This window comes from Microcoleus sp. B4-C1, from assembly GCF_036705285.1.
Taxonomy (GTDB): domain Bacteria; phylum Cyanobacteriota; class Cyanobacteriia; order Cyanobacteriales; family Microcoleaceae; genus Microcoleus.
Map to the genome: position 1 here is coordinate 53,595 of NZ_JAUBUC010000026.1, position 26,313 is coordinate 79,907.

24 protein-coding genes are annotated in these 26,313 nt (G+C 44.6%); 9 read left to right on the top strand and 15 right to left on the bottom strand.

What is annotated here, in order from left to right; all coding sequences use genetic code 11:
- Positions 1 to 79: 79 nt before the first annotated feature.
- The 3 genes from QUB26_RS13080 to QUB26_RS13090 form a co-directional block, all read right to left on the bottom strand.
- Positions 80 to 1,255 carry an AI-2E family transporter gene (locus QUB26_RS13080; protein ID WP_333245611.1) on the bottom strand — a complete coding sequence of 392 codons (1,176 nt, stop codon included), beginning with the start codon at positions 1,253 to 1,255 and terminating at the stop codon, positions 80 to 82.
- Positions 1,256 to 1,434: 179 nt separating this feature from the next.
- Positions 1,435 to 2,052, bottom strand: coding sequence for a Uma2 family endonuclease (locus QUB26_RS13085; protein WP_333241996.1), 618 nt, complete (start codon positions 2,050 to 2,052; stop codon positions 1,435 to 1,437).
- Between the two features lie 108 nt (positions 2,053 to 2,160).
- Complete coding sequence (locus QUB26_RS13090; RefSeq protein WP_333218384.1) at positions 2,161 to 2,349, bottom strand: hypothetical protein; 189 nt, start codon at positions 2,347 to 2,349, stop codon at positions 2,161 to 2,163.
- Between the two features lie 141 nt (positions 2,350 to 2,490).
- Between QUB26_RS13090 and QUB26_RS13095 the strand changes: the two genes are divergently transcribed.
- The 5 genes from QUB26_RS13095 to QUB26_RS13115 all read left to right on the top strand — a co-directional run bounded on the left by QUB26_RS13095 (position 2,491) and on the right by QUB26_RS13115 (position 9,304).
- A complete protein-coding gene (locus QUB26_RS13095) occupies positions 2,491 to 3,078 on the top strand; it encodes a Uma2 family endonuclease (protein ID WP_333241994.1) in 588 nt (195 codons plus the stop codon).
- Between the two features lie 369 nt (positions 3,079 to 3,447).
- Positions 3,448 to 4,779: a class I SAM-dependent methyltransferase gene (locus tag QUB26_RS13100; RefSeq protein ID WP_333241992.1), complete on the top strand. Its 1,332-nt coding sequence runs from the start codon at positions 3,448 to 3,450 to the stop codon at positions 4,777 to 4,779.
- A 108-nt stretch (positions 4,780 to 4,887) separates the two neighbouring features.
- Positions 4,888 to 5,430 carry a type IV pilin-like G/H family protein gene (locus QUB26_RS13105; RefSeq protein ID WP_333210424.1) on the top strand — a complete coding sequence of 181 codons (543 nt, stop codon included), beginning with the start codon at positions 4,888 to 4,890 and terminating at the stop codon, positions 5,428 to 5,430.
- Positions 5,431 to 5,630: 200 nt separating this feature from the next.
- Complete coding sequence (locus tag QUB26_RS13110) at positions 5,631 to 7,877, top strand: O-linked N-acetylglucosamine transferase family protein (RefSeq protein WP_333241989.1); 2,247 nt, start codon at positions 5,631 to 5,633, stop codon at positions 7,875 to 7,877.
- A complete protein-coding gene (locus QUB26_RS13115; RefSeq protein WP_333241987.1) occupies positions 7,796 to 9,304 on the top strand; it encodes an FkbM family methyltransferase in 1,509 nt (502 codons plus the stop codon). The genes QUB26_RS13110 and QUB26_RS13115 overlap by 82 nt, the downstream gene beginning before the upstream one ends.
- Here the strand turns inward: QUB26_RS13115 and QUB26_RS13120 are convergent.
- The 6 genes from QUB26_RS13120 to QUB26_RS13145 all read right to left on the bottom strand — a co-directional run bounded on the left by QUB26_RS13120 (position 9,288) and on the right by QUB26_RS13145 (position 15,704).
- Positions 9,288 to 10,931: a glycosyltransferase family 2 protein gene (locus tag QUB26_RS13120; RefSeq protein WP_333241985.1), complete on the bottom strand. Its 1,644-nt coding sequence runs from the start codon at positions 10,929 to 10,931 to the stop codon at positions 9,288 to 9,290. The genes QUB26_RS13115 and QUB26_RS13120 overlap by 17 nt on opposite strands.
- A gap of 65 nt (positions 10,932 to 10,996) precedes the next feature.
- Complete coding sequence (locus QUB26_RS13125; protein ID WP_333318346.1) at positions 10,997 to 11,500, bottom strand: tetratricopeptide repeat protein; 504 nt, start codon at positions 11,498 to 11,500, stop codon at positions 10,997 to 10,999.
- Between the two features lie 101 nt (positions 11,501 to 11,601).
- A complete protein-coding gene (locus tag QUB26_RS13130) occupies positions 11,602 to 12,333 on the bottom strand; it encodes a Uma2 family endonuclease (protein ID WP_333318349.1) in 732 nt (243 codons plus the stop codon).
- 70 nt (positions 12,334 to 12,403) lie between these two features.
- Positions 12,404 to 13,159, bottom strand: coding sequence for a Uma2 family endonuclease (locus tag QUB26_RS13135; protein ID WP_333318352.1), 756 nt, complete (start codon positions 13,157 to 13,159; stop codon positions 12,404 to 12,406).
- Positions 13,160 to 13,337: 178 nt separating this feature from the next.
- Complete coding sequence (locus tag QUB26_RS13140; RefSeq protein WP_333241975.1) at positions 13,338 to 14,828, bottom strand: MlaD family protein; 1,491 nt, start codon at positions 14,826 to 14,828, stop codon at positions 13,338 to 13,340.
- 93 nt (positions 14,829 to 14,921) lie between these two features.
- Entirely contained in the window at positions 14,922 to 15,704 is a 783-nt protein-coding gene (locus QUB26_RS13145) for an ATP-binding cassette domain-containing protein (RefSeq protein WP_333066584.1), read from the bottom strand.
- A 164-nt stretch (positions 15,705 to 15,868) separates the two neighbouring features.
- Between QUB26_RS13145 and QUB26_RS13150 the strand changes: the two genes are divergently transcribed.
- Both QUB26_RS13150 and tsaE read left to right on the top strand, forming a co-directional pair.
- On the top strand, positions 15,869 to 17,269 hold the full coding sequence (locus QUB26_RS13150; RefSeq protein WP_333241973.1) for a gluconeogenesis factor YvcK family protein: 1,401 nt from the start codon (positions 15,869 to 15,871) through the stop codon (positions 17,267 to 17,269).
- Positions 17,270 to 17,426: 157 nt separating this feature from the next.
- Entirely contained in the window at positions 17,427 to 17,876 is a 450-nt protein-coding gene (gene tsaE / locus QUB26_RS13155; protein WP_445299604.1) for a tRNA (adenosine(37)-N6)-threonylcarbamoyltransferase complex ATPase subunit type 1 TsaE, read from the top strand.
- Positions 17,877 to 18,025: 149 nt separating this feature from the next.
- Here tsaE and QUB26_RS13160 read toward each other — a convergent pair whose 3' ends face one another.
- The 4 genes from QUB26_RS13160 to QUB26_RS13175 form a co-directional block, all read right to left on the bottom strand.
- Positions 18,026 to 18,358 carry a DUF5615 family PIN-like protein gene (locus tag QUB26_RS13160; protein WP_333241969.1) on the bottom strand — a complete coding sequence of 111 codons (333 nt, stop codon included), beginning with the start codon at positions 18,356 to 18,358 and terminating at the stop codon, positions 18,026 to 18,028.
- Positions 18,359 to 18,361: 3 nt separating this feature from the next.
- Positions 18,362 to 18,703 (bottom strand): DUF433 domain-containing protein, encoded by a 342-nt coding sequence (locus tag QUB26_RS13165; protein WP_333241966.1) that lies wholly within the window; start codon positions 18,701 to 18,703, stop codon positions 18,362 to 18,364.
- 70 nt (positions 18,704 to 18,773) lie between these two features.
- A complete protein-coding gene (locus QUB26_RS13170) occupies positions 18,774 to 19,100 on the bottom strand; it encodes a DUF433 domain-containing protein (RefSeq protein ID WP_333241964.1) in 327 nt (108 codons plus the stop codon).
- 61 nt (positions 19,101 to 19,161) lie between these two features.
- A complete protein-coding gene (locus QUB26_RS13175) occupies positions 19,162 to 20,484 on the bottom strand; it encodes a dihydroorotase (RefSeq protein ID WP_333318356.1) in 1,323 nt (440 codons plus the stop codon).
- 89 nt (positions 20,485 to 20,573) lie between these two features.
- On the opposite strand from QUB26_RS13175, the gene lepB reads away from it, so the two are divergent.
- Entirely contained in the window at positions 20,574 to 21,185 is a 612-nt protein-coding gene (gene lepB, locus QUB26_RS13180) for a signal peptidase I (protein WP_333241960.1), read from the top strand.
- Positions 21,186 to 21,289: 104 nt separating this feature from the next.
- On the opposite strand, the gene QUB26_RS13185 is transcribed toward lepB, so the two are convergent.
- Positions 21,290 to 22,813 (bottom strand): peptide ligase PGM1-related protein, encoded by a 1,524-nt coding sequence (locus QUB26_RS13185; RefSeq protein WP_333318358.1) that lies wholly within the window; start codon positions 22,811 to 22,813, stop codon positions 21,290 to 21,292.
- Positions 22,814 to 22,914: 101 nt separating this feature from the next.
- Positions 22,915 to 24,531: a glycosyltransferase family 39 protein gene (locus QUB26_RS13190; RefSeq protein WP_333318362.1), complete on the bottom strand. Its 1,617-nt coding sequence runs from the start codon at positions 24,529 to 24,531 to the stop codon at positions 22,915 to 22,917.
- Between the two features lie 316 nt (positions 24,532 to 24,847).
- On the opposite strand from QUB26_RS13190, the gene recA reads away from it, so the two are divergent.
- Entirely contained in the window at positions 24,848 to 25,984 is a 1,137-nt protein-coding gene (gene recA, locus QUB26_RS13195; RefSeq protein ID WP_333241952.1) for a recombinase RecA, read from the top strand.
- Positions 25,985 to 26,313: the final 329 nt, after the last annotated feature.

The window sequence follows — 26,313 nt, forward strand, 5'->3', positions numbered from 1 at the left end:
CGGATACAGGTTTTTTATTTGTGGACGGATGAATCACGTGGCGGGTATCATGGATGCTTTCGGTCATTATGAATTTTAACTATTGATTTTCAGGAGCCTCATTGTCAGAATGATCGGGGATGTTGGGTTTCTGTTCTGGTAAATATTTTTCTGGGAGGCTTTCGGCGACTCCTATAGATTCCTGTTTTTCATTGATAGCAGAATCGATTGCTGCTAAGGTTTTAGGACTGGCACTCCATTGGTTGAGAATATCTTTAATTAGGGCTTCCCTAATCCAAACTTGAGCTACAACGGTGAGGGGGAGGGCTAGTAATAAGCCTAAAAATCCAAAGAAGGTGGCGAAGAATACTTGAGCTATTAATGTTACTGCTGGCAGCAGTGATACTTGCTGTGCCATGACGTAGGGGGTGAGGACGTTACTTTCAAACTGTTGAATTAAAAAGTAAAGGATGAAGACAAAACCGGATTGCAAGGGAGAATCTAAAAGTGCGATCGTCATTGGCGGGATGACGCTCAGAGTGGGGCCTATATTGGGAATTAGGTTAAGAAATCCTGCTACTACAGCGTGAGCTAGCGGTAGGGGAACTTGCAAGACTGACAGACCAATTAAGCTCAAAAAAGCAATCACACTCATGCTAATGAGAGCCCCGATGACCCATCGACCTAGAGCTATTTCGCATTCATCTAAGATGCCATCGACTCGTCGCCGATAAAAAGAGGGAAATAGTTGGATGAATGCTTTGCGGTAAGATAGAGGTTCTGCTAATGTCATCAATGTTAAAACTATGACGAGCAAAAAGCTGAGGATAACGCCTAATGTGTTGCCGACAAAGGCTCCTGCACCGCCGACGAGTTGATTGAATAAAGGTTGCAGTTGTTGCATGATGTCGTTAACATCAAGATTTGGCAGTCGCTGGCCAAATTGTCCCGAAAAACGACCTTCAAATTGATCGATCCACTGATTTAATCTTTCTATTCCTTGAGGGGCTCTTTGGGTAAGTTGTTGAAACTGTTGGGTAAAGGGCGGTACAATTATCAGGAATAAGCCTACGAATACGAGGATTAGGAAGCTAACTGATAAGAGTACGGCGATCGATCTTTTGAGTCCGAATTTTTGCAAGTAGCGTGCTAGTCTGTTTAAGGCTGTGGCTAAGACTACGGCGGCAAACAGCAGCAGTAGGGCCTGCCTGATTTGCCACAGGATGTAACAAGATGCGATGAGGGCTAATAAGCCCATCCACTGTCCTAGCTTCATTAGATTTTAGATTTTAGATTTTAGATTTTAGATTGAGGAATAGGGTATGGTGAATTGCTGCTTGGTAATTGTTCAGCAGCCCAGAAGCGATGAATCGCCTCTATACAAGATACAGCAGATGGGCGCGATCGCATCTTTAATCAGATACCCCTACTCGGACATTAGCATAAGCAGCCTCCTCAATTCCCTTTGGCGAACACCTGCTGCGCTGTCAGCTTCAATTCTGGGAAAGTTGGGGACTCAATACCCTCGCCTCCTCGGAACAGTTTGACTTGGTATTCCCCGTCAATTAGTTGGTAAACCGAAAAGGTTGGTTGCTTGGGGTGGCCAATAAACCGTCTGCCGCCCAATCCTAGATAGTCTATAATCCAATATTCTTGAATACCCATTGACTCATAAGCCTCAAGCTTTAGGGCATAATCATCACCCCAATTAGTGCTAGTTACCTCGACGATTAGGGGGACTGATGAACCCATTGTAATAATTGATGATTTCTCCCATCGCGGCTCGTTTCCAATGGTTTGTTCGTTAAGTACAATAATATCTGGTTCATATCCAGATTCCTCGCGCATGGGTTTGATGACGCATTCTTTGGGGATGAAGTAGGGTAGGTTTAAGCGTTCTATTTCGAGAAATAACCAGCCGCTGGTAAAACCGGCCACTTTAGAATGTTTACCTGTTGCTTTTGGCATCTCAACAATTTCTCCATTGTGCAGTTCGTAGTGGTGTTCTGAATTTTCAGGATACCAGTCAATGAATTCATCGAATGTTACTAATTCAGGTATGATTTGAATCATGGTGAGTGCCTCAAGTTTGGTTTTGATAGCTGTACGGGGAATTAAGATTGGGGCAAAAACATAGTCTTTAGACCTAGTGTAGATCGATCGCACTTTTTGATGGCGTGTCTACTGCTGCTGTTGTTGCGATCGCCAGCCGAGGATAGCAGCTAGGATGATACTGGGGGTAAAGACGGCGATTAGGGCGTTGAGGTCGGTAGAGGGGATGGATAAGCTAGGCCCTGCGTATTTGATGGCCAGGGAAAGGGCGGCGGATAGGGTGAATACTTTGAGGATGGGGCTGATGTTGGTGTTCATGGAGGTGGTAGTGGGTTGTATAATTAGGCATTGAGATTATTATCGCAAGTATTGTGTTGCGGCTGCGATCGCGCCTTAGAGTTTTTAACAGGAAAGAGGCGATGAATGTTGTTTTAAACCCTGAACTTGATTGAGGTTCTCATGATGACACAGACACTTTTACAGCCACTAGACCAACGGTTCATTCAGTCCGGGATTAGCTGGGAACAGTTCAAGCTAATTGAACAGGGGTTTTCAGACTCCCCTGGGACGAGGTTGTTTTATTACAGAGGAGAGGTAGAAATCTTGGCAGTTTCCCCAGAACACGAATTTTTCAGTCGGACAATTTGTACGCTGCTGTCTATCTATTGTGCCGAAAATGAAATTGAGTTTGCACCTACGGGAAGCTTTACCCAAGAACAGGAAGGGGTAGTATCTGCACAAGCTGATGAATCTTATTTTATTGGGAGACGCATAACCTCAAATTCTCCCCCCGATTTATGTATCGAAGTAGTCTTCACTAGCGGTACTGTCAAAAAATTGCAGCGCTATCGAGCACTAGGAGTTGCTGAAGTCTGGTTCTGGGAGGATGGTGTATTGGCTATGTATCGCTTGGGTTCTGAGGGTTATGAAAAAATTTCTTCAAGTGTGGTTTTGCCAGATTTAGATATTAACTTATTGTGTCGCTGCTTGCTGATGGCTTCGAGTGTGGAAGCGATGAGAGAGTTTAGGAGAGGGATTTCTGGTTAGGGCGATCGCACCTATTTTTTTATGCTTAACTTGATTTGAGTAGGTTGGGGCGATCGCCAGCTTAGCAGTGCGGCAAGGATAATAGTACGGGTAAACACGGCGATTAGAGCGATCGCAGCCGTTGAGGGTATGGATAGAATGGGGCCGCCGTACTTAATGGCGAGGAGAGGGCGATCGAGATCGGGAATACTTTCAGGATAAATGCGGTGTTGGTGTTTATAGAATAGGTCTTTGGTGATACAATATGGCAGCAGGTGGGAAAATTGGGGGGCAATAGATTTGGCCCAAGACGGCGCGGCTCGGATGCCTTTCTATTTTAGAATAGGAATGTCCCACCAGGTAATTTGGTAATATTAGGCTTGATTGAGAATGGATAACCAAGAATCAGAGTTAATCGAGAAAATTCGTCAACAATTTGACAAAGCTCCTTACCCTAAAATTCCCCTCGACCACTCTCCCAAAACAGAGTATCAATCTCTCTATATTCATAATCTGGTAACAGCTTACTATTTAAGAAATCAAAAAGTTATAGATACTGAAGGTAAAGTTATTTTAGATGCGGGCTGTGGCAGTGGCTACAAATCTCTGATGTTAGCAGAAGCAAATCCGGGGGCAAAAATTATAGGAGTAGATATATCTGAGGAGTCGGTCAAGTTGGCCAGACAGCGGTTACAATATCACGGTTTCAATAACACTGATTTTTATGCTCTACCCCTTGAGGATTTACCCGATTTAGGTTTAAAGTTTGACTATATCAACTGTGATGATGTCCTTTATTTAGTACCCGATCCTGTGGTCGGTCTTCAGGCAATGCAAGCCGTTTTAAAGCCCGATGGCATCATTCGCGCTAACCTTCATAGTTCTCTCCAACGCGCTTCTTATTATGCAGTTCAAAAAGTATTTAAGATAATGGGTTTATTAGAAGAAAACCCCCGAGAAATGGAAATAGGTATCGCTAAAGAAATTATAGAAGAATTACAAGATAATGTAGCGATCAAGGCAAGAACTTGGAATTTGCCAGTAGAAAAAAATGAAGAATGGCTGCTGGCCAACTATCTCCTTCAAGGCGATAAAGGCTACACGATTCCAGAAGTTTTTGCAGCTTTAAGGGAAGCGAATTTAGAATTCATCAGCATGGTGAATTGGCGACAATGGGAGTTAGCAGACTTGTTCAAAAATCCCGAAAACTTGCCCGCATTTTTGGCGATGAGCTTGCCGGATCTTCCTGTTGAACTCCGACTACACCTATTTGAGTTATTTCACCCGGTCAACCGATTGATTGACTTTTGGTGTGGTCATCCTAATCAAGCTCACTCTTTTAGAGAGGTGTATGAATGGACGCAATCTGACTGGCAGCAAGTTCGAGTTTATCTGCACCCTCAACTCAGAACACCTCAGTTAAAAAACGATCTAGTGAATGCTATCACTAATCACAAAGTTTTCGAGATAAGCCGCTACGTAAGTCTGCCTACGCGAGTACCAATTACGGTAGATAGTATGATGGCGGCTAGCCTACTACCTTTGTGGGAAACTGATCGGCCACAGTCGGTCATGTGTCTTGTAGAGCGTTGGCTCAAACTCAGACCCCTACATCCTATCACTCTTGAGCAAGCTAAGCCAGAAAAAGCTTTTGAGGAAGTTAAAGAACTCCTTAGTAGCCTAGAAGTCTTTCTATACATACTTTTCGAGCGTTTGGTTTGAGGCTGCTCAAAAATTTGGTTAGCGAGTGATATGAAAGTTATTGAAAAGGGGTAAGTTACTCTTAGGAGTCAAAAATCAAGCATCTCACGCGATTTGGAGAAATAAAACATGAAAACTGAATTGAAAGCGAAATTTCTACAACACCTCAATCAGAAGCGGGATAAGGGTTTCACCTTAATTGAACTGCTGGTGGTTATCATCATCATCGGAATTTTGTCGGCCATTGCCTTACCCTCCTTCTTGAACCAAGCCAACAAAGCTAAGCAGTCAGAAGCTAAGCAGTATATCGGTTCCATGAACAGGTCTCAACAAGCTACCTTCGCAGAAAGTGGTAGATTTGCCACATCTGTTGGCGAGTTGAATCTTGGCATAAAAACGCAGACTCAAAACTATAACTACGCGCTCGATCCCATAGCACCTGCTACAAATGCTACTGAGGTGGGAAATGTCGCACAACCCATAGGGGAAGCGCTCAAAGCATACGCAGGAAAAGTAGCTTTAATTCAGCCTGCAGGAGCAACTGAAAGAACCACTGCGGCGGTATTGTGCGAAAGAACTGCTGCCGGCGCAGGAGCTGTAACGGGCTATGCAACGGTTGCCGCTGCCAGTGTGGGTTGTACAGGTCCCGCATGGACGGAAGTTTCTAAGTAGGCTTGATCTAGCCTTTAAAGCTAGAATTGTTCCTGCAAGCCTCATCAAAAGTTGATGCAACACAATGGGTAGTGTTCTGAACGCTACCCACTCTTGTAGCCAAATTATCATTAAATAGTTATTTTGTTTAGGTATGTTCTTTGCCATAATTTTTAGTGCGGCAAGATCATAACAATAAGGATAAAAAAGGAGACTTACTTATGGTGGTATTTTTAGAAAACACCTCGTCTACAGATTTAGCAGCTTTGGAAGAACAAGCACATAAATACTTAACTGAAGGACTGTACACTCTGGCTGCCAACCTATATGAGCAAGCAATTGCTACGGAACCAGATACCAAGTCTCACTACTGGAATTTGGGGCTAATGCTATTATTGCAGGAGCAAGAGCTAGAAGCTCAAGCTACTTGGCTGTTATGCATGGCAGAGGGTGAGCAAGAACAAATTGAGCAATGGACTGAGCAGCTGATAATGGTTCTGCAAACAGAAGCAGAACGCAGGGAGGCTTTGAAAGAGGACTCGATTGCTTGGGCAATTCGGCACCACATCCGGGAGATTGCTCCCACAAATATTAACAACCTGTTATACTTGCTTGAGCTTTCCGTCAGGCTGGGGACTTTTACGGCTGAGGAAGTGACTTCTCTAGGAGTGATTAAACTTCTTAAATCAGAAGAATCTGGAGAAGTAAACTTCGAGGTATTGATGCAGGTGTTAAAAAGCATTTTAGAATACGATCCTTTGCACCCATCATCCTTGGAATTGGCAGAAGCCTGCCTTACTCATGTCTGTGACTGCCAACTATATATTAACTCTGTAATACCAACGGCTTTTGGACTGGCAACTTTGTGGAAAAACTCCAGGCAAGCAGTACACTTTGCTGAATTGTGTTTACGCTTAGATCCAAACAATCTAGATATTATCTGTCTTTTAAGTGTTTTTTACCAGAATGCAGGTCAATATAATGAAGGGATAAAGACCGCTAAAATATTATATTCATTAGCAGAATCTTTGCCTGTGAAAATCTATGCAACGCATCTCGTCCTTCGGGGGTTAATGAGCGCCGGTGGATATTGGGAAGAAGCTGTCTCAGTCGTTAATCGCCTCCAATCTCTACAAGAGTCCTTGATAGCTGAACAGCCAATTTCATTGGACTTAATTACAGCTCATAACCTGTTTCTTACCCCCTTCTTTTTCCCTTACTTTAGAGATGAACCCAAAAAATACAGAAAAATCAGTAACCAATTAGCTCAAATATGCCAAGTCAATATTCAAAACTCTGCTAAAAAGCAGATAGAACTATACAGGCAGCGCCAGTTTACTCATCGCAAAAATATTAGTAGTTTAACCAAACCTTTGAAGATCGGTTATTTATCTCATTGCCTCGCGACCCACGCGGTGGGGTCGCTAGCTCGATGGCTAATCAAATATCACGATCGGGAGCGTTTTCAACTGCATGCCTATTTAATTAATTATAGGAATATGGAGGACCCGCTACAAGAATGGTACGTAAATCAAGTGTCTAAAGCATATAGGTGCGGGATTGTCGGTACTGAAATCGCTGAGCAAATTTCTCAAGATGAAATTGATATTCTAGTTGATCTTGACAGCCTCACCTCAGATGTTAGCTATGAAGTGATAGCGCTTAAACCTGCACCTGTGCAAATAACATGGCTAGGATGGGACGCATCAGGGCTACCTACAATTGATTATTTTATTGCCGATCCTTATGTTTTACCAGAATCAGCTCAGGATTATTATTCTGAAAAGATATGGCGTTTACCTCAAACCTACATAGCAGTAGATGGTTTTGAGGTGGGGATACCAACACTGCGACGCGAGCAGTTAGATATTCCTACTGATGCGGTCATATACCTTAGTGCTCAGATAGGTTACAAACGGCATCCTGATACAGCACGGCTCCAGATGAAAATTATCAGTGAAGTCCCTAATAGTTATTTCATAATAAAAGGAGCAGGTGAGGAAGAGTCTATTAAAAAACTCTTTAATGACTTAGCACAAGAAGAGGGTATAGATTTTAATCGATTACGATTTGTGCCAGAGGTAGTCTCGTCAGAAGTTCACCGAGCCAACCTTAGTATCGCTGATGTAGTTTTGGATACCTATCCCTATAATGGGGCTACAACCACTCTAGAAACTTTGTGGATGGGTGTTCCTTTAGTGACAAAAGTTGGAGAGCAGTTTGCAGCTCGCAACAGCTACACAATGATGATGAATGCTGGGATTAACGAAGGCATTGCTTGGACGGATGAAGAGTATATAGAATGGGGAATTCGTTTAGGGAAAGATGCGGCTCTGCGGCAGCATATATCCTGGAAACTGCGGCAGTCACGACAAACGGCTCCACTGTGGAATGGCAAGCAATTTACGCGAGAGATGGAGAAAGCATACGAGCAGATGTGGCGAAATTACGTAGAAGCTGGCCATTAAATGCTGCCCTAGGCATAACAGAGGAAAAAATTACTATGACGAATAATCACATTCCTAGAAGTTCAATGTTGGGGTCATTATTGAATGCAAAGCAGTTGGGTTTTGATCCGGAAACGGTTATTGACGTAGGTGCTGGATTAGGTACATTTGAGATTTATTATGCTTTTCCAAAATCCAGATATCTCCTGATCGAACCCATAGCCGAGAACGAACCATATCTAAAAAAAATATGTCAACATCTTGAAAGAGCAGACTATATAATTGCTGCTGCTTCCACAGAGGCAGGAGTTGTGCCTCTTCAAGTGAATGTGAGCAACTTTATCCACTCTTACATCTCAGAGGATGGTGAAGCTAGCTCCGAAAATTTTGAGCTAAGGACAATCCCGGCCGTTACTCTGGATGAAATTTGTAAAACTCGCCAGTTAGAAGGGCCGTATTTAATCAAAGTTGATGTAGATGGTAGAGAACTAGATGTCCTAGCAGGTGCAACTCAAACTCTTCAAAATACAGAGTTGGTAATTGTAGAAGTTAATTTATATGTAACAGCTAGATTTGATAAGATGGCTAGTGTTATAAACTTTATGAAAGAGCAAGGTTTTGTAGCCTATGATCTTGTCAATCTTGCTTGTCGTTATTCAGACTTAGCTTTATTTCAGGTTGATATGGTTTTTGTCAAAGAATCAGGTCAGTTTACAAAAGAATCCCGTTATGTGGCAGAAAACGAGCAGGAAGAAAGACTGAGGGCGCATTTGAAAGCGTATCGAGAAACCTTAATCGCACAGATCGAAAATTTGACGCCCTTTGAATTTTTACAAAAAACTGGATTGACTCAAGCAGAAACTATCCAGAATCAAGCTTATCAAAACTTACTTCAAGGAGATTACAGCCGAGCTGCCCATCTCTACGAAGAGGCTATTGAAGCTGAACCCGATAATAGGTTTCACTATTGGTATTTGGGGTTGGCGTTGCTATTAGACGCACAAGAGATAGAAGCTCAGGCGACATGGCTGATGGGGATGACGGGAGGAGATAGCGAACAAGTCGATCTGTGGACAAAGGATTTAATGCAAGTCCTGCAAACAGAAGCGGAGCGACGGGGAAAATTCGGAGACTATGGAATTACTTGGACAATCCGCCATCATCTACGGGAAATCAATCCGACAGACATTAATAATCTATTGCATTTGATTAACCTGTCTATTCGGATGGGGATCTATACAGAAGCTGAACTCGATTCTTTGGGCGTAATCAAGCTTCTGAAGTCGGATCAATCCTCTGAGGTAGATTCTGGCTTATTGCTGCTAGTTGTGAAAAATGTTTTAGAATACAATCTTTTGCACCCACTTTCTAGAGAATTATATGAGCAAGCGGGAACTAGGCTTTTTGGAGCTAGCCCACCGCAGGATACCCTTAAGAAGGAGAACTGATTTCATTAGGGGAGTTGCTGATAATTAAGCTGTCTAGCTCACGAGTGGGAATGTGTTGGGCTTGTACTCTGGCGATCGCCTCTTTATTTTCAGACTGCAACACAATTCTACCATGCAGGCGAGGTTTCACAGCTTCCCACTGAATTTCGCTCAACAGTCCAATCACAGAAATTTCAGGCCCGTCGGAGACATCTAAGTCCTCTTCCATTAACAGGTTCATCACCACACTAGATAAAGCAAGATTAGCATCTTCATCAGAAATTTGGCTACTGTCTACCAGCAGAGTCATCTTATCTTTGTCTGGGTGAGTTGCTATCGCTCTTATTACCTGGGCAAACTCCTCATTTAAAGAGGGTTCCGGCTGATTCCAGTCTGGAAATACGATTAAATTGATTTCTCTTAAGTTCAGGTTTTGGTAGAGATCACTTCTGTACTCTTTAGACAGATAGTTAACCCGAAAAAAGCTTAAATCAGGTAACATTCCCCATACCAGCCTCGCCGCTTGAGCCACATTAGATATTCCCGCTTGCTCTCCATTAATCGCCCAGGTACCTATTGAGCCATTTCCGTCCGACATGGGACCTTGATATGCTTGGGGCTGATGCGTCTGTCTTTCAGGAATATTAAACTGCGAAGGGGGAATTTTATGTTTTTTAGCCAATTCTTCAATTTCTTGCAAACGAGTGTCGTACTCGCCAATATCCATATTGATACTTGAAGCACCAGCCCTTACGACAGTTAAAATATCAAATTTAATTTCTTCATCCTCCGGGAAAAATAACTCTTTGGTACTAACTTGCACGTCAGCAATGCACATAAATGGGTTGATTGATGGTACTAAACTATCGTGCAGCAGTTTCTTGGTATCTTTTTTGGCATCGTTTAAAAAATCTTTAAATGGTTTTCCATCCAAGCTGGGGTAGCACGATGAAGTTCCCGTACTATGTCCAGAATTTCCCGCCACTGAAAGAGGGCGAAAAGAATATAAGTAATTTTCTAAATAATAGGCATTAATCACACCCGAATACACATCGGGAATAGATGACATGAAATATTTACCATGAACAGATTTAATCTTTTCTATTAAGGCTCTAGGAATAAAAGCATTGTAGAGCATGGGGAGTTCACCATAAGAAACTTCAAAATTATAGAACTGCTTTAATTTTTGTCTTGCTTGAAAATTTACAGCTACCTGATCCTGCAACTGAACGTACAATTTATTCTTATGCCAAGGGACGATCGCACTCTGCCACCAATATACAGTGCCCCGAGACCAAGCCACTGTCTGCACGTCATATTCCTGGAGAAGATTTAAACAAATTTCGAGGCAATCTGGCATTAAAGCATCATCATCTCCGAGAACAGTAATGTATTCTCCTGTAGCGTGAGATAACCCCAATTCCCAATTGTCAGACATGGAGAGTCTTTCATGTGCGCGATAATACTTGATTCGCTCATCATTAAATGAAGCTACAACTTCGGCAGTTTCTGCACTACTAAAATTGTCCATAACCACCAGTTCAAACTCCTTATGAGTTTGATTAAGTACACTCTGAATCGAATGTTTTAATGTATCATGTCTCTGGCGTGTAGGGATGATAATAGAAAAGAAATTGTTTGATGACATTATTGATACCTAGGATAGATAATAAAATTGAGATTTCGCCAATTCTTAATTAACCGATCGCCCTACTACTTCCCCTTCACCTGCCCCAACAGCGCCTTATAATCAGCTCTGTGAGGATTTAGCTTCACCAACTTCTCCAAAGGCTCGATCGCCCCCACCTGATTATTCATCTGCAACCGCACATTTGCCAATCCCTCCAGAGCCGTCTGATTCTGCGGTTCCCGCTGCAAAACCGTCTCATATCCCCGTTCCTGGGCCCCCAGCAAAGATTCCTGAGAAACTGCTACCGGAGCAGATTTTTGCTGGTGCTGGCTGCTCAAACCGCTGCCGAACAGACTCACCATACCAAAAATTGCCGAACCACCAAAGCCAACCATTGATACTAACGCAAAAATCTGCTTAATTCGATCGCCCTTATTAACTGGACGAGGGCTAGATTTTTTCTGTATACTTTCCATTGCTAACTCTTGGCCTCGCTGTTTTCCCGGTACTCGCAAAGCACCTATCTCTAGATTGCCCAAGTTCGATCGAAAAACGATCGCCCTTCGCCATTTAAAATTTGAGACCAATTCTAGCCTTTTACATAAAACCTGAGATTTGTCAAGGACATTTAGGTAACAATAACACACGGGCGATCGAGATCGGTGAAACGCGATCGCCCGCTGATTTTTTAGCTGTTACCATCAGGCAATTCGCCAAACTGATCTCGGTAACGCGCTAGCAAAGATTCGAGTTCAGCAGCACGCTGGCTTTCTGCTTCCGCGCGCTGGCGTTCCGCTTCCGCGCGCTGGCGTTCCGCTTCCGCGCGCTGGCGTTCCGCTTCTAATGCTGAGGCTAATTCATCAGGAAGCAGTAATTTTTCTCCATTATCTTCCCGATAAAAAGCGATGAGTTTGCCCTCTACTTCTAAACGCAGTTGCAACACTTCACTGCGACTGTCAGTAATTAATTGATAGCTATCTTCCCACAGTCGATATCCCCGCAATTTTTCCGGTATCCATTGTCCTTTGGGATCAAACAACCAATATTCCTGAACTTCTAAACTTTCGTACAGGTCTTTTTTCGTAACTTTATCTTCCGACTGCGTACTCGGTGACGTAATCTCAAAAACTATTTTCGGAACTTGCCCTTCTAACCATATTTTATAATTATCTCTACCTCCCGGTTCGACATCATAAATTACCATCACATCTGGTGCAGTACGCAATTTTGGGAAACCTTCAGCGTAATATAAAAACTGGTTGGCCAAAACAGTAGCGCGCTGTCCGGCGAGGTATTGTTTTAGGACTTCTAAAGTGCTTAAAATTGCATAGAGGTGGTCGTAGGTTTCTGCCACGGGTTTTCCATCCGCACTGGGGTAGACAATTTCAGATGATTTGAGGGTGGGAACGACTGCTGTCATGGTCGTGCTTCCTATGAGTTGTAGCTCTATTGTAAACTTTTTTATTAAGATATATCGACCTTTCACACCTTCAAATGCCATTAGGATCGATGCCTTGGCTTCTCAAGTATGCCATTAGTCGATCGACTTTCTGGCGTTCCTCTTCGGCGCGCTGGCGTTCCTGTTCCACCCGTTCCGCACCCCACAGCAGCAAATTGCCATTCTCATCCCACCAGCGCAACCAATAACCCCTTCTCTGAGATTTTTCACCTTCCCAAACCCCCAGAAATAAACCCATTGATTCTATCCAGAATCGCTGATTAGCATCCGGTTCTTGCAATTCGTATTCTCCAGAAGTCGAGAGTCTGTACACTTCCAATACTCCCGATTTAGGTTCAAAAATTACATAAATCGGCACTTGCAAAATTCGCTCATAAAACCGCCATTTTCCGTAAGGATATGTCGGTTTATTTGAATATTCACTACCGTCAGTATCCGATAAAAATTCCATCACTACAGCAGGTACTTCTCCCTCAGCATTAGGCGTATAACTACGCCGGACTTCTCCTGGTTCTGGTGGCAATACCGAGGGAACGTACACCCAATCTGGTGCTTTTACTACTGTTTTGTCGTTAACTTTGGCACAGAGTCCAAAATTGGAAGCTATTAGCATTGAAGCTAGGATAAATCCTGCCAGATCCAAGGCTTCGCGCAGGGCCGCGGCTAAAAGTGGTTGGTCGATATTTTCCACAGGATCGTCGGGTAATTTAAAGTCATCTGGCAATTTTTCCCAAGTTATATTATACTGGGTTTTGGTTTCGTCCGGTTTCGATAATGTTTGTGTCATTGGTTTTCCTTGTTTCGATAAAACGAGTTTTTTGTTAATAGGATTTGGACAATAACTTTAATGCAGGGTGCTGGCGCACCTCATGAACTAGGTGTAATCTGGGTGTGTATTGCGCTGGTTACTAACAAAAGTAGAGCGCCAATATTGTGCAATTGCAGTTATTCAATGATACCCTATTTTAAGGGATATTTTCTGGCTCAACTGGTTCTGCTGACCTGGCAGTTTTAGAAGGTATAACAGGCAATTTTTGCTGTTTGTGCAAGCTGGGAAATCCCGGCTCTCCTGATTGATTTCTGGCAGGTGGACTCGCATTTACTTTCTCAGAAAGGGGAGCTAATGTTTGAGTCACTTTAACTTGGTGTCGTAGTTGTTCTGTCGAACCCAATAAGCCTCCTAATCCGTTAAACAACCTGCGAATGTTGTTGCGGAAAGCCGGATCTCCTGTCAAATCATCCACGTCGGAAGTAATTTTCTGCACGTTCTGAAATGTAGCTCGTGCAGAATCTAGAGTTTGCTGCAATAATAGCAAAGTGGCGGGATTGTTTACCTGGCTGGATAAATCTCGCAAACTACCAGAAGCTTGGGCAGCATTGGCTGATAAAACTTCTAAATTGTTCAGCAATTGTCCTTGGTTGATGCGATTAATTGTCGGACTCAAACTACTGACAGCTACCCGCAGTTCCTGACTGCTTTGATTGATGTTATTCAGAGTTGAGACTAAACTGGCGCGGTTGGTTGTTACTAAAGAATTGAGTTGGTTGGCTGTTAATGTAACTTGATTGGCTGCTTGACTTACTGAATTAGCCGAACTTATTACAGATGCAGATACGGCTTTTGTGGAAGTATCCGCCGTAGCTGCGACTTTAGAAACATCAGCGGCTACTCCTGATATTTCCGCTTTTAATGATTGATTTAAACTGGTTGCTTCTCCTTTTAATGATTGATTTAAACTGCTGGCTTCTCCCTTTAATGATTGATTTAAACTGGCTATTTCGGTTTTCACCGATTGATTCAATGTCCCAATATCTCCCCTGACAGATTGATTTAAGTTTTTGATTTCGGCTTGGGCAGTTTGAGTTAAGTTTGATAAATCTTGAGTGAGTTTAGCTGCACCTTTAGCTGTGTTGGCTGTATTCTCGGCCAGAGATTTAATATTGTTGAACAGCGCGGGGTCAGTGTAGAAATTAGCTAGGCGGACTGTGGATTTAATTAGTTCATCGATAGTGACTCCAGCTTGACCTTTTAAGCGCGAATTTTGGCAGATAATCTCTGGGGGACAGTCGGCACTAACGGGATTGGCGGTAAGTAACGATTCTGGCAAAATCGAGTTGGGGGTAATGTCGATCGACGATTCGCCAATTAAACCCGATTTATTCGCTTCGATCGTAACATCCCTGGGAATCACTAAAGTACCGGGGGCAATCTCCAGCGTCACGTCTACGCCGTTGGAACCCGGTTGGAGGGCGGTAATTTTACCGACTGCAACCCCACGATACCTGATGGGCGTACCTATTTGCATTCCTTGGGCGCTGGCAAATTCTACGGCGAATTTGTAGCTGCGGTTCCCTACCTGCACGCCCCGCAGCCAGAGCACTAAGCCGCCAAATAAACCGATTCCTACTAAAATTAAGAACCCGACAGAACCTTCTCTTACAGTTCGCGATCGCATATTACCTCCTTAGTCATTGGTCATTGGTTATTAGTCATTCATCATCGGTCATTTCAATCTAAAATCTAAAATCTAAAATCTAAAATTGGCTGACTATCCAAGCGCTTGAATTGGCCCAGTAACACTGCCGCTAAAAAATTGTCGGATAAGTAAATTATCTGTCGATGCAATGTCATTGACAGTTCCCTCCCACTGCACTTTGCCTCGATAGAGAAACACGATGCGATCGGCAGTGCGGCGGATGGTACTGTCTTGGTGAGTGACGATCGCATAAGTGCTGCAAACACCTTGGGCCGCCTGCAAGTCCCTGATTAAATCTTCAATTACCGTCGAAGCGATCGGATCTAAACCCGCCGTCGGTTCGTCGTACAGCAAAACCTCTGGATTATCCCTGTCATTATCAGGATTCGCCATGATCGCGCGGGCAAAACTTACCCGCTTCCTCATTCCCCCAGACAACTGCGCCGGATAGCGTTCGCCAATTCGCGGCAAACCCACCATCTCCAACTTTTCCTCCACCAATTCCCGAATGCGGCGGCGCGGCAGCTTAGAATGCTGGTAAAGTAAAAAACCGACATTCTCCTCCACCGTCAGCGAATCAAACAAAGCCGCTTGCTGAAACACCATCCCAATTCCGATCGGATCTGCCACGTCGTCCACCCATCCGACTCTGCGCTGTCCCTGAACAAAAACCTCACCGGCATCCGGGGCCAACAAACCCGCAATTATCCGCAGAATCGTAGATTTCCCCGTCCCGGAAGGGCCAATAATTGCCAGGGCCTCTCCCCGATAAATCCTCAGATCCACTCGATCGAGGATCGGGTTCTGGCCGAAGGACTTACTTACCCCCTTGAGTTCGATTAGTGGCTCAGCCATAGGATGTTATCAATAAGTTATCAGTCATCAGTCATCAGTCTACCTAATGACTCATGACTCATGACTAATCACTAATTACTTAAATTGACTGCCAGAATCAAAACTCTCTTGTATTGTAAATTTGTCAGATCGAGCTGTTCCAATACCCTTAAGACTAATTAACCATGTCAATTAGTTCACTTCCTAAAGCCCTCCGCGTCTTGGCTAAAGCCAAGCAGGTTTTTGCCCAATCCAGAAATCCTTACCCCCCTTCTTTGCGGAACGGGCGAGTTCACCAGTGGTTTAAGTGGTTAGCCCCCGGACTGTTAGTGAAACGGTGGCTGCTGATTAGTGCCAGCGGCGTGGTACTTGCCACTTTGGGTTTAGCGATTTGGACTGGGATGACTCCCATTTTCTTCTTATTGCAATTGTTGAAAAATTTTTTGGCGTGGATTGCGGAAGTTATTCCTAATTACGTGTCGGGCCCGATCATCATTGCTGGCGGGATTTTATTAATTCTGTGGGGACAAACTCGCAGTTTGAACTCTATTACCCAAGTGCTGATGCCCGAAGGGAATGAGGAATTGGTCGATCGACTCCTCAACCACCGTCGCTTGCACCGCGGCCCGAAAATTGTGGCAATAGGGGGCGGTACGGGCCTTTCTAATTTGCTCAGGGGATTGAAGGATTACAGCGCCAAAATCACTGCTATTGTCACCGTGGCGGATGATGGCGGGTCTTCGGGGCGGCTGCGGCGGGAAATTGGGGTATTGCCGCCAGGAGACATTCGCAATTGTTTGGCTGCTTTGGCCGATGAGGAAAAGTTATTGACTGAGTTATTTCAATATCGTTTCCGGGCTGGTGACGGTTTGGTGGGTCACAGTTTTGGGAATTTGTTTTTGACGGCGATGAGCGATATTGCTGGAGATTTGGAACAGGCGATCGCGGCGAGTTCTAAAGTTTTAGCAGTTAGGGGAGAGGTGCTGCCGGCTACTCTGAGCGACGTTTCTTTGTGGGCAGAACTGGCGGACGGCCGCAGGATTGAGGGGGAGTCCAGCATTACAAAAGCTAACGGAAAAATCATCAAAATTGGCTGCACTCCTGCTAATCCTCCGGCGTTGCCCAAGGTCGCCCAAGCACTTCGGGAAGCGGATTTTATCATTATTGGGCCGGGGAGTCTTTATACGAGTGTTATTCCGAATTTGTTGGTGCCGGAAATTGCTGATGCGATCGCTAATAGCGAAGTTCCGCGCATTTATGTTTGCAATATTATGACTCAGCCGGGGGAAACTGACGGATACAGTGTTGCAGACCACATTCGGGCGATCGATCGCGCTTGCGGCCGGCCACTGTTCGATGCTGTAGTAGTTCAAGGCAAAGTCCCTTCTGCAAAGGCTTTGATCCGCTATTCTCAGGAGGATTCTTATCCGGTTGTACTCGATCGAGAAGCCGTAACGCAATTGGGGCGGCGAGTTGTCATCGCCAATGTCATGGATGAAGATCAAAATACGGGTTTAATTCGCCACAATTCTCAAAGGTTGGCGGGGATGTTGCTGCGTTGGTACGGCCGCGCCCAGAACATTTAAGCTGCTGACTGCTGACTGTTGACTGTTGACTGTTGACTGTTAACTGTTAACTGTTGACGGTGCAGACTAATGTTATTGGTTATTAGCTGCCCCAAGCGAGTAATAAATAACAAATAACAAATAACCAATAACAAATAACAAATGACTAATGACTGATATGATACTTTCTATTCCAGATTCTGAGGCTACGCGCAAGTTTGGTGTTGCGTTAGGTCGATCGCTCCCTGCCGGTACTGTAATCTTATTACAAGGAGATTTAGGTGCTGGTAAAACTACCTTGGTTCAAGGCATCGCTGAAGGTTTAGGAATCTCAGACTCGATCGAAAGTCCTACTTTCACCCTGATTAACGAGTATTTTGGAGGACGAGTTCCGCTGTATCATCTAGATTTGTATCGACTGGAACCCGCAGAAGCCGAGGCTTTGCACTTAGAAAGTTATTGGGACGGATTAGAAAGGGACTTGGGAATCGTGGCGATCGAATGGGCGGAAAGATTGCAGTACAAACCCGAAAATTATTTGCACATTTCTTTGACTTATCTAGATAAGGGCCGGCAAGTTGAAGTAATGGGTAATGGCGACTTATTGGATTGGCAATTGGAAATTTGAGAAAAGGCGATCGAATTTAAATGTTGCACCATTCTCACTCAGCCTTTTCTGAACAGGCAAGATGCCTCTTCCACAAGAAGAAAATTCACTCTTTGTGGAACAGGCATCTTGCCTGTTAAGAGAGAATGGTGTAACATCTCAGCGCGAACTTATTGCGGACGGTTGACACGAATCAATTTGCCTCTCAAACTTTCTTCAACGGAAATAGCATCATTGATGCGTGTTGCCAACCTTTCTAGATTTTTATCGTCTGTACACACGATTATACCAGCATGATTGGGTTGTTGAGTGTGCAAGCGAATGAAATGCCGACGATTTTGCGTCATAACCGCCCGATCGTTATTCACAGCAAAGGCTAATACTTCGGGGTCATCATCTCCGGCATTTCCTGCCTCTTGAATAGTCAGGGCATCGTGACCGAAATTTCGCAGCAAGGCCACAACAGGAAACGGGAACTGTTCATCTGCATACAGACGTGCCATAAATTATACTTCCTGCATCATTGCTGCTGCTTCTTCTCGGAGTGCTGTTTCAATTTCTTCGGAGTTAGCCTCAGCATAAGTCCAGACATTTACTAAGTTTGCAGCATTCAACTGGGGATAAAATTGTAGAAGTTCAGCATCACTTGAACCTTGACGGCGCAAACTCACGAACAGCCAAACTGGAAGTCTAGTTTTGGCTATACAAGCATCGCCACCGCATACGTCGGGAGTTTTGGTAATTCCCGGCCAGCTATTGTTTAAACTTTGAGTTATGAGCCGTAGGACTTCAGCTTTATCGGTGGGAGTTAAGGCCAGAAGTTGTGTTTCTAGTTCTTTGAGGAGCATGGTTAATATTGCCTTGGCAATAGGAGAATATACAGTTATTTTAACAATTTTTTTTTCATTTCAGCATAATTCAGGCTTCCTCATTCTTGCAGATTGCTTCTTCGATTTCCTCCATATCTGCATCAGCATAAGTCCAAACATTGACTAGATCTGCCGCACGGAGATGGGGATAAAATTGTAGAAGTTCAGCATCGCTTGAACCTTCACGGCGAAAACTTTCAAGCAGCCAAACTGGGATGCGAGTTTTGGCAATGCAAGCATCGCCGCCACACACGTCGGGAGTTTTGGTAATTCCTGGCCAGCTATTGTTTAAACTTTGGGTTAAAAGCCGGATGGCTTCAGCTTTCTCAGTAGGAGTTAAGGCCAGGAGTTGTGTTTCTAGTTCTTGGAGGAGCATGGGTAAAATCGCCTTTGCGATGCAGGAATACCCAATTATAACACTTGACCTAAAATCATGCTTATTCAGCGTCAAATGTCAAGGCTTCTCCCCTCACATTTGTATCCAATTTACCATTTTCAAAAACAACTTTTCCTCCAACAACAGTCACAACTGGCCATCCCGTCAAACTCCAACCTTCAAAGGAACTCCAGCCGCACTTGCTCGCCATCTCTGCGCCGACCACCGGGCGGTAGTTCTCCAAATCAACTAAGACTAAATCGGCGTCAAAACCCGGAGCAATCGCCCCTTTGTTCGGAATCTTATAAGCCTTAGCAACTGCAGCCGACATCCAATTAGCAACTTGAGCAACTGTACATTTTCCCTCTACTGCTTGCGTCAGCATCAAAGGCAAAGAAGTTTCGACTCCCGGCATTCCCGACGGCGTATTTGGATATTCTTGAGCTTTTTCTGCTAATGTGTGCGGCGCATGGTCGGTGGCGATAAAATCAATTACGCCGTCGAGTAAAGCTTGCCAAAGTATTTCGTTATCGCGGGGTTCGCGCAAAGGCGGATTCATCTGAGCTAAACTGCCAATTTTTTGATAGGCGCTGGTATTTAACAACAAATGCTGCGGCGTCACTTCTGCTGTCACCCAACTCGGTTTTTCCTGGCGCAAAAACTCAGCTTCATCCCCCGTTGAAAGGTGCAGAATGTGCAGTCGGCGCTGATATTTATTAGAAAGTTTTACTGCTAGTTGAGTTGCTAATAAAGCTGCTTGATTGTCTTGAATTTGCGAGTGCACTGCCACATCGGAAATCCCGGCAAATTCCTGACGACGCTGATTGATTCTAGCTTGGTCTTCTGCGTGTACCGCAATTAGTCGATCGCCCTTAGCAAAAATCGCCTCTAAAGTTGATTCTCCATCCACCAACAACTGCCCGTGCATCGAACCCATGAAAACTTTAATTCCCGGAGTCGGATTCGCAGTCAACAAATCCGGCAAATTCTCCGGCGTTGCACCAATAAAAAAGCCGTAGTTCACCAAACACTTCTCGGCAGCGCGACTTAGTTTATCATCTAAGGCAGCTTGGGTTGTGGTCAGAGGTCGCGTATTCGGCATTTCCAGAAACGATGTCACGCCGCCTTTAGCGCAAGCACAGCTAGCGGTAAATAAGTCTTCCTTGTGTTCTAAACCCGGTTCGCGGAAGTGTACCTGGGGATCAATTACTCCGGGTAACAGAGTTAAGCCTTTCGCATCTATTTCTCGATCGCCAGATTCGACAATTTCCGCAGCAACTTGGACAATTTTGCCATCGCATATTTGTACATCTCCTACCAAAAACTCACCATTGGGCAAAAGAATGCGAGCGCGACGGATTAACAAACTTGATTGGGTAGTCATAAGATATCCTTAATTCAGTAAACAGCGTGCTAGCATGGAAGCATTATTAAGTTTATAATTCGTATCCAGCTCAGTCACTACAATACCCTATGACTCGTCTAGACAAGTCAGCCGACGAAGAAAAACCTCCGCAAGACACCGAAAATCCTTGGATCGAAGGAATTAAGACGATCGGCTTAGCAGCATTTTTGGCCTTTGGTATCCGCACCCTGGTTGCCGAAGCACGCTACATTCCCACCGGCTCGATGCTCCCAACCTTACAAATTAACGATCGATTAATTATAGATAAGGTAAGCTATCGATTCCAAGAGCCCCAGCGAGGAGATATTATCGTATTTATGCCTCCTGACCAGGCTAGTTTGTGCACGGGACAGCCGCCACCGATCAAAGATGCCTATATCAAGCGAGTGATCGGACTTCCAGGGGACACTGTGGAAGTCAGAGAGGGAAAAGTTTTTATTAACAAGCAGCCGCTACAGGAAAAATATATTGAAGAAATTCCGCAGTATCCCTACGGGCCTGTAGTTGTAGCTCCAAATTCTTACTTGGTGCTCGGCGACAACCGAAACGCAAGCTGTGACAGCCATTATTGGGGCTTTGTACCCAAGCAAAATATCATTGGTAGGGCAATTGTGCGTTTTTGGCCACTCAACCGCACAGGTTCGATCGACCCCACGCCCCTTTATCCCGCTAAAAATTAGCTACAACCCGCAACCCGCAGATTAAAATCTGCGGTTATCAGTTTAAAGTACCAATTACTTATTAGCCATTTTCCGCGACCAAATAATTAATGGTTAAATGAGATTTAGTATGAGGTTTCGCGATCGAGAACTTTCACAACTTTGTTATACATGTCCTCAGCTTCTTGGTGCGAATTGCCAATACTCGTCACTCCCAATTTGCCAAACTCCGACAAACAACCCATTAAATGAAACACACTCCCCGTCTCTGTACCGCTGTCAAAGTGCAGTTGATTGTCAGCAATAATATCCATCAAATCGTTCGGTAACAATCCCCGATAGCGCTCTTTTTTCAAATTGTCCGAAGCGACATAATATTTTGGACGGCCCTGCAGGCTGTAAAATAATCCGGTAGTACGCTCGTACCGACCGTTTGTTAACAGCTTCAAAGCCATAAACGGATGAGTTGTGCCTCCTTTTCGTAAGTTAATTTCTATTGCTTGAATATCCCATTTCCCGTCTGATTGCCGCACCGCGAGAAAATCTACTCCAAATCTCTCTAAAGCACCTTTTTCGGCTAAATTTTTCCCAACTTTCCATCCCAATTCCTGCAACGCTATCCGATAAGATTCGTCCGCCGGAAATTGGCAACCCAAGAAAATTTGACCGTCTGGGCCTCCTAAAATCTGGTCATGAGTGGAGAGGATTTCTACTTCGCCGCTGGGAATAATTCTGCCTTGAACACTGGGCGAGAACTTTTCTTCTCCTTCGATAAATGCTTCGGCAATTGCCCCTAATTCGGGAATGCGGCTGCTAAAATTTTCCCAGGTTTCGCCTGTGGATTGAAAGCGTAAATTATGGAAGCCATCGCCAATTGCCTTCGCTCTTTCTTGAGGCGCTTTACTTGCCAGGGAACGCAAATCTAGAATTGCATTTCCTTCCCCCGAAAAACCTTCATTTAACTTAATTACCATCCGCTGCAAATCCGGCTGCCGTTCCCACAAATCGGCCGCAGCTTCTGCTAAATCTTCCGCATTCCAAACCAACTCGGAACCGTCAGGATAAGGCACGCCACATTCTTTAAAAATTTGCCTGCTGCCGCTTTTTGTTCCCCAGTATAACAGATCGGGATCGCTTGCCCACAAAGGAATCCCCAATTGAACAGATAACTCCCGTTCTAAGGGCGTCGAGTTATAACAAACCATATAAGATTTTTTCGGCCGTACTGCTTGACGAATGCGCTCCATCAAGCGGGGGCGCTCTAAAATTTTCTGGGTGAGGGATTTGGCAGAAGCATCGTAAGCACTGAACAGCAAAAGCCGATCGCGCGCGTGAGAAAATGGAATTCCCGGCAGCAATTGCAGGTAATAATCCACAATCATCGGGTGCAAGGGCTCCGAGGTAATGTAAATTAAGCGCGTGCGGGGATTTCGCAGGCGAATCAATGAAAATAAATGCCGCTCTTCGTAATGGTAAGCACCCTCAACTTTCTGCATTTCTTGCTGATCTAAGCTGACAGAAGGAATGATAATAATGTCACAATCTCCGCTGTCGAATTCTTCGATAGCTCGCCAACGTTCGCGTAATTCTGTCTGAAGATTGCGAAACTTCTGCGAATGTTCTGAGTCAAAATTATTGGGATTTTGCATTTCGTTATCCTAAACTGTTGCACATTTTTAAAACATCCTTAACTTTCGTGAAAAAAAAACTCACCTTCTTGACCACAACTCCCACCTCAAAACTATGTAGCTCAGTCAGCTCGCCGCGCTCGAAAAAGTCTGGCATACTGCAATATTGGCTCTAATCGGCGTTGATTTTGCTTGAGTGCCGAGATCAATTTTTCCGAAGGGCGGAACACCAGGGGAGCCGAATATTTGTTCAGCATCTCGATTTCTGGCGACTGGCTCATCAGCATCAGCCGCACGTCTTTGTCGAGTAAATAACTCAGAGACAGCAAATCTCCCATGTTCGTAAAATCGTTGCCGCGATCGCTAATTACAATTGTATCTTTAATCGATCGATTAGCTATCGCCTCTTTGTTAATAATTTTCGCAACTTCAGCATTAAAATAGCTCAAGTCTTTGCTCCACCAAGTATCAGAAAAAGCGCTGACCGTACAGGATGCTATACTTGCTGTAAAAACCAGGGCTAAAATGACTTGCCAAAACCGCTGCTGAGTTTTCACGTTACTGGCGAGCAAGTAAGCAACTGCTAGCTGCACTCCCGGAAAGCAGGAAATCAGATAGCGGCTGACGGCGGAACGTTTGCCACCTAGGATTAGATCCGGTAATGCCAGTATCAAAAAAGGTACAAAAATTGATGTTACAATAAATAGCCAAGTTGAACTGCTAGTGCGGCGGCAAATTGTGTAAAGGGCTGCCACAATTAACAGCAAAAATGGCAATCTCAGCAGATAAGTCCAACTATTATCAAACCCGAAGTCGAAGTCAAAAAATAAGGCTGTAAAGCTGAGTATCCACAATTTGACAAGATACAGCCAACCCGGAGATACTCGCGTCCAATCTGTCGTAGCTGATGCTCGTCCCAGGTTGGTTGCCAGCACGTAAATCCACGGAATATACAATATTAAAGCTGCTGTTACTGCTAAAAAGAATTGGGAATTAGTTACATGACCTCGCAATTTTGTTTTTTTGACAAACAACCAGTAAGAAATTATAAAAACTCCGTGTCCGATGAGTGTTAAACTGAAGAAAGGGTGAGTGTAGAAACCAAGGGCGATCGCCAGCGAGTAAAATACCCAATTTTTCCAACCCCGCAACCGCACTGCTCTCAGCAGCAGCCAACTGCTGCCAATAACTATGGCTGTTAGCAAACTGTACTGCCTTGCTGTCTGAGCAAACAATATGTCAAAGGGTGATAAAGCCAAAAGTGCTGTTGCTAATAACGCCGCCAAATTCGAGGCGAAAAGTTCCTGAGCTAAAGCGTACATCAAAGGCAGCGACAGCAAACTCAATATTGCTGGCAAACTGCGCGATGCTGTTAGAGAACTGCCAAATTCCTGCATCCACCAACGAGCCATGAGAAAGTATAAAGGCGGATGCTGCGGGTCTTCTAGTGCTAAAGAACGAATTGTGTCTGCTTCTGTACTTCCCGGTTTAATCCGCTGATATTTTTGCAATTCTGGTGCGGGAATAATCCGGTTTTGGAATAGTTCGTTGTCGATTTCTTGGCGGGTGAAACCAGCGGCGCGGATTGATGTGTAAGCTTCGTCGTGCCAGTACAGTTTGCGATCGATCTCAAAAAATCGAAATCCGATACCTAGTAAAATGCCGATCGCCAATAAGTTAATCAACCAGCCGGAATTTTTGGTATTAACAGATGTGTCTTGATGTGTTGTAGATCCCATGCTTGTCCTAATTGTGGCGATTACTTGTTACCAGGAAGAGCCTGGTAACACAGATCCGGAGGCTCTGCCTCCAATTTTAATGTAAGCTTTTCGAGGCAGAGCCTCGCTTACATCGGTTCCCAGACAGAGCCTGGGAACCAGTTAAATATCTTCTACATCTTGGGCATTCTGAAGGCGGGAGCAGGCTGAACCACCCCAAAATCAACAATCTTCAACCAAATGCTCCCAGAACCTCCAGACCCCAAAAATAACTGCTAACATACGTGTTGTACAGTTAATCAACAAGCTCCGCAAGGGGTCTACCCGCGTACCGCAAATGCCAAAAAAAGAAGCGTCTATAAAAACTTCCACTGAAAACTCAGAAAAGCAAAAAGCTCTAACTTCCGTACTTTCCCAAATCGAGCGCAGCTTTGGCAAAGGGGCGATCGTCAGATTGGGAGACTCCACTCGCATGAGGGTAGAAACCATTCCCACCGGAGCCCTGACACTGGACATTGCTTTGGGCGGCGGTTTGCCAAAAGGTCGAGTTATTGAAATTTACGGCCCGGAAAGTTCCGGTAAAACCACTCTAGCCCTCCACGCGATCGCCGAAGTCCAAAAATCCGGCGGTATCGCAGCCTTCGTCGATGCCGAACACGCCCTCGATCCCACCTACGCCTCAGCTTTAGGCGTGGATATTGAAAATCTCTTAGTTTCCCAGCCGGATACCGGCGAAATGGCCCTAGAAATAGTCGATCAACTCGTCCGTTCCGTCGCCGTCGATATCGTAGTAATTGACTCCGTAGCCGCCCTCGTCCCCCGCGCCGAAATCGAAGGCGACATGGGCGACTCCCACATGGGTTTGCAAGCCCGATTGATGAGTCAAGCTTTGCGGAAAATCACCGGCAACATCGGCAAATCCGGCTGTACCGTCATCTTCCTCAACCAATTGCGGCAGAAAATCGGCATAACTTATGGCAACCCGGAAACAACAACCGGCGGTAACGCACTCAAGTTCTACGCCAGCGTCCGGCTTGACATTCGCCGCATTCAAAGCTTGAAAAAAGGTACAGAAGAATACGGCAACCGCACGAAAGTTAAAGTTGCTAAAAATAAAGTTGCTCCGCCTTTCCGTATTGCCGAATTTGACATTGTATTTGGCAAAGGCATTTCTACTTTAGGCTGTCTGACTGACTTGGCCGACGAAATGGGAGTAATTCTGAAAAAAGGTTCTTGGTATAGCTACAACGGAGAGAACATAGCTCAAGGACGAGACAAAGTGATCCAGCACATGGAGAAAAACATCGATTTCAAAAATGAAATTGAGGAGCTAGTTAAAAAGAAACTTGAGACTGGTGCTCTGGTTTCTGCTAATTCTGTCGCTCCTATTGAGGTAGATGATGTAGATGATGTAGATGATGTAGATGATGTAGATGATGTAGATGATGTAGAAGTTTTGGACGAAGAAATCTAAGTTTTTTAGTCCTCAATTGTTACTCGTTTACTGGTTGTTTACTCGTTTTACTCGTTACTTTCGCAAAGAACGAAAGTAACGCTCAACAGCGACAAGCGAGCCTCGAATTTAATTTTCGCTCGGCTTCGGCTCGCTTGTCGCTTAAATGGGTTAAGAGGCACAGCCAGTCAACCAGTAAACCAGTAATACCAATTTTTTATGAGGTTGCATAGAATCCGATCCCCCCTAACCCCCCTTAGTAAGGGGAGTAGGGCAGGGTGGATTAATTGTCGAGAGGCTAAATCAAGGCTATGAAGGCTATTGACCGACATTAGGCGAGGCATTTAACA